This window comes from Leptolyngbya sp. ST-U4, from assembly GCF_039962215.1.
Lineage (GTDB): Bacteria > Cyanobacteriota > Cyanobacteriia > Elainellales > Elainellaceae > Leptolyngbya_A.
Genome location: NZ_JAMPKZ010000001.1, coordinates 821,591 through 834,349, shown reverse-complemented (window position 1 = coordinate 834,349; position 12,759 = coordinate 821,591). Strand labels below are relative to the sequence as shown.

Below are 12,759 nucleotides of genomic sequence, written 5' to 3'. Positions count from 1 at the left end.
CCGATTGATTTGAATTAATGGATTAGTAGCCTGTACCACCCGCTAATAGTCCAGACGTAATGTTTCTCTTACCGCTCCGCATTGCCCTTCAGTCCGTGGAAAAATTGCATTTCTAATGCACATTGGTTTTGAAGGCAGAAAGAGATGCGCCACATAGCTCTATGTCTCCTAGTAGAGACAGGTATGCGAGAGATTTGTAAGTGAAAGTTGCGGTTGATTAAGTCCGAACCCTTCGTAAAGGAACATCTTAATTCAAGGTTCATTTCGTTCACAACTCAACTCGGTTTTCGGGGTCTGGTTCATGTGCCAGACCTCATCGGTTTTTAAAGGCAGTCTATTCATGCATAACAGCTTTTTTATCGCTGTTGCTTTGATCCTAAAAATTCCTCTAATAGAGACCGCTTCACCCCGGAATTTGCACGCTTTTGGTGTGAATTGGAACTAGAATAATGCCCAGAAGAAATCCATCTGGGGTCGGTTTAGAGATTCTGCTTCCATGAATCCCTAATTTTTCCTAATCTTAAGTCGGGATGACAGGATTTGAACCTGCGGCATCCTGCTCCCAAAGCAGGCGCGCTACCAAGCTGCGCTACATCCCGAAGTTGCTTTTCTATTGTACCTTTATTGGGGACCGAAAAGCGGTATTGCGCGATGTGCCGATCGAAAATCTTTTACACGGTTTTCCTGATCCAATATTCCCCAAAACCCAATCGCATCGTTAAATGGAGATCAGCAGTCCTTTGCAGTAGCCATTGCGACAAAATTGCAAGACCCCACGCATCGTCCTTTGAGGGAACCCGTGTTAAACGCACTATTGATTACAGGCTCATCACTTGGCGCAGGAAAAACGGTATTGATTTCTGCCCTGGCTGCTTACTGGCAGCGTTATCTCAGCTCTCGATCGCTGGGCATCATCAAGCCGATCGACTGCGGAACGAATGACGCTCAATATTTTCAGCAGCAGTTTTCCCTGGAGCAATCCCCAGAGCAAACCAACCCGATTCGCTTTGAGGCAAGGCTCCCCGCCCCGATCGCAGCTTTGCGGGAGAATCAAAAAATTGAGTTAGAGAAAATTTGGCGATCGTTTAAATCGCTCAGCCAGCAAAAGGAGTTTGTGCTGCTGGAAGGGTTGGGCGGGCTCGGATCGCCACTCACCGCTGAGATGACTAATGCTGACCTCGCCTGGGATTGGCGGATTCCGGTCGTGCTGGTGGTTCCAGTGCAGCCAGGGGCGATCGCTCAAGCCGTCGCGAATGTTGCCCTTGCTAATCAATCACGAATTCACTTGAAAGGCATTGTGTTGAATTGTGTGCAGCCCTGCCACGCTCAAGAAATTGCGGATTGGGCATCGCCGGATCTGCTGCGATCGTTGACCCAAAAGCCCGTTTTAGGCTGCATTCCTCACATGAGCGACCCGACCGACACCAACAAACTAGCACAGGTCGCATCTCAGCTTTCCATTGAAGGTTTGTTGCCTTACTTAGCTGTTTAGGAAATCAGTGTTATGGGAATCAGCGTTGGCAACGGTCAGCGGTAGGGGGTTTAGGGCGCAGGATTGGGATAGCGTAACTGCACCGCCTCGATCTCTGCCAGCACTTCGCTGGAAAGCGTAATTTCTAAACTGCTCAGGTTTTCTCTCAGCTGATCGATCGACGTTGCCCCCACGATCGTACTGCTGACAAACCAGCGGCTTCGGACAAAGGCGATCGCCATTTGAGCAGGCGTCAGCTGATGTCGCTGAGCAATTTCAACATAGGCGGCAACTGCTTCAGAGACGTTTGGCTTCAGGTAGCGTTGCCCAAATCCGGCGAACCGAGTCAGGCGGGCTGCTTCAGGCGAGTGATGCAGGTATTTGCCTGTCAGACAGCCAAAGGCAAGCGGACTGTACGCCAGCAAACTGACTTGCTCTTGGTAGCAGGCTTCTGCCCAAGTCCAATCGAAAACGCGATTCAGCAGGTTATGGGCATTTTGAACTGAGACAGCTCTGGGTAACCCTAACTGATCTGCAACCTGGCAAAACTTCGTAATGCCCCAGGGGGTTTCGTTGCTCAAGCCGAGATAGCGAATCCTTCCTGCTTGAATGATTTCGGCAAAGGCGGCGAGCTGTTCTGCGATTGGCACGGTTTCTCGATCTTTGGCGGGGTCGAATTCAGTTTGTCCAAATAGGGGCGTGTAGCGATCGGGCCAGTGAACTTGGTAGAGGTCAATATAGTCGGTTTGCAGTCGGGTTAGGCTATCGTCGACGGCTTGCCGAATGTTAGTGCGATTGATTGCCTTTGCTCCATTCCGAATCCACTTCATGCCTCGACCCGGACCCGTAATTTTTGTGGCAATAATCCATCGATCGCGCGGCTGCCGCTTCAGCCATTCACCGATGTAGGATTCAGTTAGACCATAGGTTTCTGCCTGAGCTGGAACAGGATACATTTCGGCGGCATCAATAAAATTAATTCCCTGGTGGGTGGCATAGTCAAGCTGCTCATGTGCTTCTTCGATCGTGTTTTGCCGTCCAAAGGTCATTGTGCCTAGGCAAAGTTCTGAAACGCGCAGATCGCTGTTGCCGAGTGGGTTGTATTTCATCACTAAAGTGGATTGATGTCAGCTCAGTCGGAAGACAAAAATAAATCTACCCATATGCAGTCATGGATTATGAATTCCCACATCCCTTTCAGTTGCGCTGAGCAATCGAACGACGCACTGAGCATCAATAACTGTATCGGAATTTTCGGAAAAAATGGTGCATTGCTGGCTCAGCGTTTGCAAAATGGGCGGTTTACCAGGCTGAAATTGAGCCACGGCTTGGAGAACGTTCGATCGCATTGAGCGATTCATGAACCAGGGCTGTTTTAACAAATAATCTGAATCAAAACTTGTTGATGCAATAATCCATAAATTAATCTTGTATTTCTCAATCGTTCGTTTAACGTTTGATGCGTCAGAGCTGTACTGTGCCTGCACGATATCGTTGATGCGCTGCTGCATTGCCTGATAAAAACCGGAATGATAGGGCAACGCTAGCTCAGGACTAAACAAAACCGATCGCCGCGAGAATGCAGGAATATTGTCTGTGATAGGAGACAGAGAAGCAATCATGCTTGTTTTAGGCTGATTTGCCAGAAATGAATACAGGTTCGTTTCTTCAGCAATAATCCAACCCTGATTTGATAAAAAAAGAGGCGGAATGGCGGGTACGATGACGGCGACGATCGCAAATAAAACAACAAAAGCGATCATGATTCGATCGTGCGGATGGAGAAGACCCGCTTGCCGCAATCGAGAAACCCATTTCCAGCAGCGATCGATGAGGAAGGTGAGCGTGATGCCTGCGGCGATCGACATTACAACTCTGGAACTGTAAAAGGTGTAGCGACTGGGCAAATAAAGCAGCGGAAAAGTCAGATGCGCCAGTCCAAAGAGCCCCACGGAGGCAATCATCATCTGAGCCAGTATCTTAATTTCGGGTTGGAGGGCCGAAGCGATACGCCCTTTGCGATTTAAAACCAGCGGCAAGCCAATTGCAGTCCACAAAATCGGCGGAAATAGGGGAAGCCGCAGCCCACTCGCGCCGCCAAACCAGAACTGAAGCGGATTTACCCCAAAATAAGCTCGCCTGCCCCCCGGTTGGAATTCGGGCATCGATCGCATCTGTGCCGCGCTGAAAATCTCGCCAAAGGTGCTGGCATTCCCGGAGAAAAACAGCAGGATGATTCCGGTGAGAACCAGTCCCACCACTGCAAGCAGATAGCGCGATCGATCGCGGCTTAAACTCACTCTGCCATGCCGCCACGGAAGCAACTGAAGCCAGAGAACTCCCAGCGAAACGAGCATGATTTGCGGATAAAACAAGCCCTGCAAAATTAGCACAGACAAGCACCAGAAAGCCGGACTGCCCCCTAAATTCCCTAATTTGGGAGGACTTTGAAACACCGAAGAATCTTCGTTTAGCCCTGGAAGGCGATTCGCAAGGCTGTGACGATTCGCGGAATTAGAATCAGTTCTCCCCAAACCTTCTTTTAACTGGATCACGCTATCCAGAAACAAAATCAGCAGCAGATAGGCAAACGATCGCGGCGAGGCAGAAACCAGATCATCTTTACACCAAATATTCTGATTAAAAATCAGCACGGTCAGCAGTGGCGCAAGTGGATGGGGCAGCAGACGAAATGTCACGCGGTACAGAAAAATGCTGCTCATCAATGCCAGAATCAGGGGCAGCATGGCGGCAAGCGTCATTGGCTCAATGCTCAACTGGGCAGCCATCCAGTAGAAGGCACGAAATCCGATCGGCTGAATCGACTGATAATACTGAGCAATCAAATCATTCTGAAAAAGCTGGGGATCAAGCCACTGCTGAAGCCAAACCAGATGCAATCGCTGATCATCCTGCACGATCGAAGCATGGCTCAGCCGATATCCCGCTGACACCAGCCCAAAATAAAGCGGAATCAGCAAACTAATCCAGAACCCGCGCCGAGAACCAAACCCCTTCTGAGTCACTGCCACTGCTTCCGCCAAACCCAATTCCCCGCTAGACTAACTTCGATCGTCCCATCAATCTCCATCTCATCCACCGATCACCGAGCCACTCATCTACTCCTTACTCCTTGCCCTTCCCTCCCTCCTCGCGCCCCATGCTCCAACCCCCTGCCCCCACTCTGGTCGAATTACTTGCACTGCGGAGTCAGGCTCAACCTCAGGAAACTGCGTTTATTTTTCTCAAAGAGGGCAATGAAGCCGAGCGTATTACCTATGCTGCCTTAGATCGGCAGGCTCAGACGATCGCGGCTCAGCTCAGTGTCCTGGTCCCGTCCGGCAGTCGGGCCCTGCTGGTCTATCCCTATGATGGGGCGATCGATTTTATCAGCGCGTTTTTGGGGTGTTTGTATGCGGGTGTGGTTGCGGTACCCTGTCATCCGCCGCGCAATCGTCATGCGGTGTTTGACCTGTCTGCCCGATGCCAGGATGCAGGAGCAACGATCGTCCTCACCGCTCAATCCCTGGTAAACCGTCTCAAGCACCAGCTTCCGATCGAAGAACTGCAATGGCTGATTACTGCCACTCTATCTGACGATCTCGCTTCAAGCTGGACCGCGAAAACGATCGATTCCGATCAGCTTGCATTTCTGCAATATACCTCTGGCTCCACCGGGCAGCCCAAAGGCGTGATGATCACCCACGAATGCCTGATGCAGAACCAAAAAATGCTTCAGCTTGCGTTTGGTCATACCGCGCGATCGGTGGGGGTAGGCTGGCTACCTTTGTTTCACGATATGGGGCTGATTGGCAACGTGCTGCAAGCAATTTATCTGGGCGCGTCCTGCGTGCTGATGTCGCCGATCGACTTTGTGCAAAAACCCGTGCGCTGGCTTCAGGCAATTTCGCGCTATCGAGCTACCACCAGCGGCGCACCCAATTTTGCCTACGATTTGCTCTGCCGTCAGGTGACGGATGCTCAGCGACAGCAGCTTGACCTCAGTTCCTGGGAAGTGGCATTCACCGGAGCCGAACCCGTCCGCCTTGAGACGATCGATCGCTTTGCCCAAGTCTTTGCGGACTGCGGTTTTCGCCGAGAAGCGTTTTATCCTTGCTACGGCATGGCAGAGGCAACCCTGCTGATCACGGGCGGCAAAAAGAATGAACCGCCGATTGCCCGATCGATCGATGAAGCAGCCCTGGAGCAAAATCGCGTCGTGCAGGCTGAAGGCAAATCCCGGCGGGTGCGGTCGATCGTTTCCTGCGGGCAACCCTGGCTCGATGGCAAAATGCTGATCGTTGATCCGGTCACGCGAATTTGCTGTGCAGGTGAGGCTGCGCCGTTTCCCCTTCAAGATAATCGGGTGGGGGAAATTTGGGTGTCAGGTTCCGGTTTGGGCAAAGGCTACTGGAACCAGCCAGAGCTAACCGCTCAAACCTTTGGTGCAGTCCTGGCAGACGCAGCAGAAACAGCAGGCAAAGAAACTTTTCTGCGGACGGGCGATCTGGGCTTTATTCAGGACGGCGAACTGTTCATCACCGGACGGCTCAACGATGTCATGGTCTTCTGGGGATTCAATCACTATCCCGATCAGCTTGAGCAAACCGTTCAGGAGAGCCATCCTGCCTTTCGTACTAATAGCGGTGCGGCTTTCTCAGTTTCCGTCAACGGGGAAGATCGCCTCGTAATTGCTCAGGAGGTGGAACGCAGCTACCGCGATCGGCTCTCGATTAACGAAGTGGTTGAACTAATTCGCTGGCGATTGTTTCAGGAACACTTTGTTGATGTTTATGCGATCGTTCTGCTCAAACCCGGTAGCCTGCCCAAAACCCCCAGCGGCAAAATCCAGCGTCGCGCCTGTCGCACCCAATTTATCAACCAGCAATGGGAAGAGGAAAGTTTGGGAATTTGGCGATCGAACCCCGACCAGATCAGCGATATTTCTACCCTGATTCGCCGCTATCTCAATCCGTTGACGCACTTGAAACGATATATGGCTTTAGCAAAAGGACGGATCGAGCGAATGCGCCGAGTTTCCGAATGACTTCAAAAAGTAATCTAGAATGGGTTCGCGCTGTGAACTTTCAGTTACCCCTCCAATGATTTTCGATCGCGTCTCATGAAACGATTTGCCTTGCTGCTTGGTGTGCTTGCTCCCCTCTTGACCGCCTTTCCGGTACGGGCAGCAGAACGAATTTATTTCAACTACGGGCTATTGGGATTTTCGATCGAGGTCAAAGATCTGGAAACATTTGCCCAAAGCGGACAGGGAATTGATCGGTTGGGCTATCTGTCGGGGCTATTGAGCGGGCGCAAAACCCAGGTGCAGGACGCGCTGCAAACTCGCTATCAGGTTGATCCCACGATGGCGGCGCAGTTCAGCTATACGCGATCGGGCGAGCAGCTTTTGCAGGAAGCAGGCGACATTTTTCAAACGGCTTCTCGACAAAACGGAGCCTCCAGCCTTAGAGCAGCCCTGATTCTGGCAGCAGATGATTCGCAGGGGCTATCAGCAATTAATTTTCTGCGGCAGTTGCCCACCGATATGCGGATTGATGTAGGTCAGGCGTTCCGGCTAATGGGCTTAATTCGATCGCTGCTTCAGGAAACCGATCGGTTTGCGAGTGATCTGGAACAGCAGTCTGCAGCAATCGCACAGTCTGAAGCGATCGTGGATTGGTCGAAATTGCCCGATTTACGGCAGGCGGGAAACGTCGCTGTGCAAAAGCAAACCTTCACGGTTCAAGATGCCCAGCGAAATCGTTCGATTGTCACCGATCTGTATTTGCCAGATGCTGCGCAGCCTGTGCCGCTGATTGTGATCTCAAATGGACTGGGAGCCAGACGCGATCTGTTTGATGAACTGGCTCAGCAGCTTGCCTCCCACGGATTTGCCGTTGCTGTGCCTGAGCATCCGGGCAGCAATCGCGATCGCCTACTCGCGTTTTATCAGGGGCTACATCGCGAAAATTTTGACGCAACTGAATATGTTGATCGTCCGCGTGATGTCATAGTTTTGCTGGACGATTTGACTCGGCGCAATCAATCAGACTTGAACGATCGCCTCAACCTTCAGCAGGTGGGCGTATTCGGCTATTCCTTCGGCGGCACTACGGCTCTATCGCTGGCAGGCGCACAGTTCGATCGCGCTCAGCTTCAAGCGAACTGTCAAACGCAAAGGGCGATCATCAACATTTCGCTGCTGTATCAGTGCCGTGCCTTAGACCTGCCCCAGCTCGATCAAAATTTGCGCGACGATCGAATCAAAGCCATCTATCTATTTGTGCCGTTTGGTCGCAGCCTATTTGGACAGGCAGGACTGCGCGATGTCAAAGTGCCTGTCTTCTGGGAAGCCACCGATCAGGATATTCTCACGCCGCTGCTGGTTGAACAGTTGCCCGCTTACCGTCATCTGACCGCTCCCCAAAAATACCTTGCAGTTGCCAAAGGGTTACCCCACGCCCGCCTCACGCACGATACGCTGGGCGGCTTCACCAATCGCCAAACCCCCTGGAGCGAACTCAAACGCATCTCCCAAACCTATCACAGTGCCCTCACCGTCGCATTCTTCAAAACATACATTGTGCAAGATGAAACCTATCAGCCCTTTTTGCAGGCAAACTACACGCAGGTTTTGAGCGATCGAGCTTATCCGATCGGCTTAATTCAGGGGGAGATTGAAGGGAATGAGGCAGAGCTAGATTTTTCTAAGTAGGAGGGTGAGTGGGTGAGTAAGCTGCAATGATGCACTTTGTCTCTAATAAAATCGATCGCTCCGTTGAAACCACACCACAGTGATCACGCAATTGTCCGATCGCCGAAAGATTGCCCTGATGCATTTGATCGATCGCCTGCTGAACAATATTTTGAAAAGAACTGTGAATCAACCAATCCTGCATCAGATAATCCGGCGTGAATGCGTTGCGATCGACTAAGAGAAAATCAATGTGATGTTTTTGGATAAGCTGTTTTACTTCTTCTAGATTTGCCAGATATTGCAGTCGGATGAGATCGATCGTTCGTGCTTGAATCTGCTGATAATACTGGGGATGATGGGCAAGGGCAAATTCTCTTCCGGTGAGGGTCGATCGCTGAGCAAAGGCAGGTAAATTGTTTGCTTCAGGCGATAGCGAGGCAACGAGAGTTTGCTTGGGCTGCGTTCTGAGATACTCATACAACGCCGTCTCTTCTCCGATTACCCATCCCTGAAACTGGAAAAACAGCGCAGGAATCGCAGGCACAATCAGCACGATCGCCGCAGTAACAACCGCAATCCCGACTTTGAGTTTCAATTGCCAATCGCGCTGTTGCCGTCTTTGCTGAACCCATCGCCAACCCGTATCCATCAAAACGGTAAGAACAATGCCAGCGGCGATCGACAAAATAAACCGCAGCGTATGGTAGGTGTAGCGACTGGGAAAATGCAGCCTGAGCAGCAGCAAATGCGCCAGCAAAAAACAAACCAGCGAACTGATTAAAACTTGGCCCAAAAGGTTGACTTCTGGCGCGATCGATTTGACTAAAGGCAACCGCATTCTTTTAAGCAGCGGCAAACCCAATCCTGCCCAAATAATCGTCGGGAAAACTGGAATTCTCAGCCCGCTTCCTCCTTGAAGCCAAAACGCGATCGGACTCACGCCAAAATACTCGCTGCGTCCCCCCAATCCATACTCCGGCAACGATTGCATTTGTGCTGCGGTAATTGCACCTCCAAATTCGGAAGTTTTTAATAAAAAGGGCAGCAGCGTCAGCGTTCCAACAATCATGCCGCTGATCCAGAACAGGGACGCCCTCCGATCGCGGCTCAACCGAAAACGCCGATTTTCCCACCGCACCAGCCGAAGCGTCAGAATGCCAAGCTGAACCAGAACAAGCTGCGGAAAAAATAATCCCTGAAGGGCGATCGTAATCAAACCGGGAATGAGCGATTGACGCAGCAGGAAATACAGAAAAGCAGCAAAAATTGGATAAACAAAAGCCCTGGGCGTTGCAGAACTGAGATCATCATTTAGCCAAAGCTGCTGATTCAAAATTAAACTGCTGAGGCAGGCCTGAAGCGCAACTGGAAAAATAATCAGCGCAGTGCGATAGACATAATAAGTGGTAATTAAAGCCAACAATAGCGGTATGACTTTGGCAAAGGCGATCGGCTCAATCCCTCCCTGCGCCATAATCCAATACAGAAACCGATACCCCGCAGGCGCAACCGTGCCAAAATAACGCGCAATCCAATCCTGCTGAAATAAAGCCGGATCAACAAACTGCTGAAACCAGACTATATGCTGACGCGCATCATCCTGAATTACAAAAGGATGACCAAACGCAAACCACAGGGACCATGCACCAAAGTAAATCGGCACCAGCAAACTCAACAGTAGCCCAGTGACCTCAGGCGACGCATCCCCCCAAATCCTACGGTGTAGTCGTTTCAGTCGCCCAGACTCCATACCACCCGCTCACTTCAAAGTTCCTAAAGTTGGGGAATTCAGGGGGCAATATAGCTCACCCGCAACCCCTCCAACACCCGCTTACTTGCCCTCCCTCACCTGTCGCACAATTCGATCGAAATACCAGTTCAACCCCGGCGCAATCACACTATGCAGCTTCGCCAACACAGACATTTCTGTACCAGGGGCGATCGCAAATGCCCTCCGCTCAACCCCGGTGATAATTTCACGCGCAACCCCATCTGCGCTCCAAGTGTCTGCGGTCGCGGTAATCCGTTTGGTTTCGAGCGGTTTGGTTTTGTTTTCCTCTACCAGCTGAGGCGTATCCGTATCCGGTGGATACACGATCGCCACTCCGATCCCCATCGGTTTCAGCTCGCCCCGCAGCGACTCTGCCAATCCCCGCAGCGCAAACTTCGTCGGGCTGTAGGGCGTGTAGCCATAGATGCCGATTAGTCCTGCGCCAGAGGAAACCATTACCATCTGTCCTCGACGCTGAGCCGCCATTGCAGGCAGCACTGCCCGGATGCAGTAGAGCGACCCAAAATAGTTGATTGCCATCGTCTCTTCAAAAATCTCGATCGGCAATTCCTGAAAATATCCGGGATGGGCAATTCCGGCACAGGTCACAAGCAAATCGGGTGTGCCCAAAGCCTCGATCGCCTGCTGCATTGCCTGTTCTGCCTGGGCGCGATCGGAGACATCCGCTGAGTAGATGCAGACTTGCTGATTTGCATTAAGACATTGAGCAGTAATTTCCGCCTTTGCCTGGGTTAGCTTTGCGGAATTACGGGCGACGATCGCTACATTTGCTCCCTGTCGGACGAGACGCTGTGCCAGAGCTTTTCCAATGCCGCTTGATCCACCCGTGATAATCGCAATCTTTCCCGTCCAGTCCGATCGCGTTTGAGCCATATTAGCTACTCCGTCGCTCCATTTCCTGTTTTAGGGCAGCAAGCGTACTGGCAAGCGTGCTTTTGTAGATGTTGAAAAACAGTCCCCGCATGGGCGAAGACCCTGGATCAATTGCGACCTGATGTGTAATCAAAACCTGATTGTCTCCCCTTGGCTGAATGCGCCAAACCCCTTGTAGTGACTCAATATCGCCCTCTACCAGGCTAAAGGCAATCTGCTGCGGATAGCTCTCCACCGAAGAAAGTACTACCCGACTGCGACGCGTGAACGGAAACACCCGGATCACGTTCACCTGCTCAAACACTTTGCGGTTGCCGTCGCTTTGTAGTACTCGACTCTCAGCGATGCTGGGAATAAAAGACGAAAAACGATTGTAGTCGGTCAGCACGCTCCAGGCAGTTTGAACCGAAGTGCGAACTAAGACCTGCCCGGTAAAGTTGCCTTCTGATCCGGTCACGCTCACCCCAGCCTGAGCAATGTGGAATGGTTGCACTGCGATCGTGGCTGATTCAGAGCGGAAAACCGGACGCTGTGAAGCCGTTCTCGCTTCAGGATAATTGGCTGTGGCGGCGAGGGCAGGCGTGACGATCGCCAAACTGCTACAGACCAGACTACTGCTAATCAATCGCTGATTCAATTTCAGGGTGGGAAGCATCATGTCAATTCAGCATCAACCTTGGACAAAATTCAGTCTATTATGCGCTGCTCCTCCTTTTTGAGCAAATGCTAGCTTTCTTGCGGTTGAGCTGTTGGCGTTGCGGTTAAGGTGGGTGAAGCTTATCAGGGTTTATTCCTGATATCAGGAATAAACCCTGGCAGGCTGTCCCCGCATTGATCAACCCGGTTGCTTTTGCAGCGTTCTTTTAAAGAGTCGTCGCAAGCGGCAATACACACCGAATTCGAGTGATGCCCTCCTGCGAGTTCGCCGAACGCTCGCCAGAAATCACCGGGGTTTCCAGCAGCATGAGCTGTCCGCCCATGAGTTCTAAAATCGATCGCTGCGTTAAAAGCCTCAGTCCGATCGAGGGGGGAATCGGCGATCGACTCAGAGCGAGTAGCGTACTTTCCTTATCGATGGCCTGCTTGGTCTCGCCCTTCATCCGTGACAGTTGATCGGTTCCTTCGAAGTTGTGCAAAGTGTCAATCAATTCCTGCCAGCACTCTGCCGGACGCTGATCGGTGATTTCAATCTGGGCAGTCTCCGAAAGAATGTGAGTCGTGACTCGCACAAAACCCTGCTGCATAACGCTCAGCGGCATATCCACCAGATGTAGCAAAACCTGTTTCAGCCGTCGTTCATCTGCCAGAACCATAACCGACGGATCAGGAAGCTGAATCTCAAGCTGCAAGTTGCGGTTTTTTGCTTGGAGCTGCGTTGCCTGCTTAACCGATGCCAAAATGTCCTGGAGAGAGGCTGGAGCTAAATGCAAACGGGCAGTATTCTGCACAAGCTGCGAGACGTGAATCAGCTCATCCATCAAACCCAGCATTTTCTGAGCGGCGGCGTGTGCCTGCGCGACAAAATCTCGCTCCTCTGCTGGGCTGTCGCACAGGTCAGACAAAATAAGCTGATGCAGGCTGATTACGCTATTAATGGGCGATCGTAGCTCGTGGGAAGTCCGTGCCAGAAAGCCTGCCTGAAACTGCGCCATTTCGATCGCCATTTGATGCGCCAGACGAGTTTGGTCAAGTTCTGCTTTGAGTGCCTGAATCTCGGCTTCATAGCGTTCGGCTTGTTCCGATTGGTTTTGTTCCGATTGGTTTTGTTTCGATTGGTTTTGTTCCGATTGGTTTTGTTCCGATTGGCCTTGTCCGGCTTGCGCTAAGGGAGAGTCTGGAGGTTGAAGGGCTGGATCAGCGTTCGGGGCATTTGCTTTCATAGATTCCTTTACACCTAAATTTGTTTAAGCCAAATTTGAGCAA

9 protein-coding genes and 1 tRNA gene are annotated in these 12,759 nt (G+C 51.4%); 3 read left to right on the top strand and 7 right to left on the bottom strand.

The genetic code is table 11. The features are described 5' to 3' along the window. Positions 1-525: 525 nt before the first annotated feature. Positions 526-599: transfer RNA gene (locus NDA02_RS03640), tRNA-Pro, on the bottom strand. A gap of 200 nt (positions 600-799) precedes the next feature. Here NDA02_RS03640 and bioD point away from each other — a divergent pair. Then, a complete protein-coding gene (gene bioD, locus NDA02_RS03635; protein ID WP_190790216.1) occupies positions 800-1,492 on the top strand; it encodes a dethiobiotin synthase in 693 nt (230 codons plus the stop codon). Between the two features lie 50 nt (positions 1,493-1,542). Here bioD and NDA02_RS03630 read toward each other — a convergent pair whose 3' ends face one another. Further along, complete coding sequence (locus tag NDA02_RS03630) at positions 1,543-2,580, bottom strand: NADP(H)-dependent aldo-keto reductase (RefSeq protein ID WP_348254419.1); 1,038 nt, start codon at positions 2,578-2,580, stop codon at positions 1,543-1,545. A gap of 60 nt (positions 2,581-2,640) precedes the next feature. Continuing rightward, positions 2,641-4,515 carry a hypothetical protein gene (locus NDA02_RS03625; protein ID WP_190790214.1) on the bottom strand — a complete coding sequence of 625 codons (1,875 nt, stop codon included), beginning with the start codon at positions 4,513-4,515 and terminating at the stop codon, positions 2,641-2,643. Positions 4,516-4,631: 116 nt separating this feature from the next. Between NDA02_RS03625 and NDA02_RS03620 the strand changes: the two genes are divergently transcribed. After that, positions 4,632-6,518, top strand: coding sequence for a fatty acyl-AMP ligase (locus tag NDA02_RS03620; RefSeq protein ID WP_190790213.1), 1,887 nt, complete (start codon positions 4,632-4,634; stop codon positions 6,516-6,518). Positions 6,519-6,593: 75 nt separating this feature from the next. Next, a complete protein-coding gene (locus NDA02_RS03615; protein WP_190790212.1) occupies positions 6,594-8,189 on the top strand; it encodes an alpha/beta hydrolase in 1,596 nt (531 codons plus the stop codon). Here NDA02_RS03615 and NDA02_RS03610 read toward each other — a convergent pair. The 4 genes from NDA02_RS03610 to NDA02_RS03595 form a co-directional block, all read right to left on the bottom strand. Further along, positions 8,182-9,921 (bottom strand): hypothetical protein, encoded by a 1,740-nt coding sequence (locus tag NDA02_RS03610; RefSeq protein WP_190790211.1) that lies wholly within the window; start codon positions 9,919-9,921, stop codon positions 8,182-8,184. The two genes, NDA02_RS03615 and NDA02_RS03610, sit on opposite strands and share 8 nt — an antisense overlap. An 81-nt stretch (positions 9,922-10,002) precedes the next feature. Beyond that, positions 10,003-10,836, bottom strand: coding sequence for an SDR family oxidoreductase (locus tag NDA02_RS03605; protein ID WP_190790210.1), 834 nt, complete (start codon positions 10,834-10,836; stop codon positions 10,003-10,005). Position 10,837: 1 nt separating this feature from the next. After that, entirely contained in the window at positions 10,838-11,494 is a 657-nt protein-coding gene (locus tag NDA02_RS03600) for an SRPBCC family protein (RefSeq protein ID WP_190790209.1), read from the bottom strand. 205 nt (positions 11,495-11,699) lie between these two features. Continuing rightward, complete coding sequence (locus NDA02_RS03595) at positions 11,700-12,716, bottom strand: sensor histidine kinase (protein WP_190790208.1); 1,017 nt, start codon at positions 12,714-12,716, stop codon at positions 11,700-11,702. Positions 12,717-12,759: the final 43 nt, after the last annotated feature.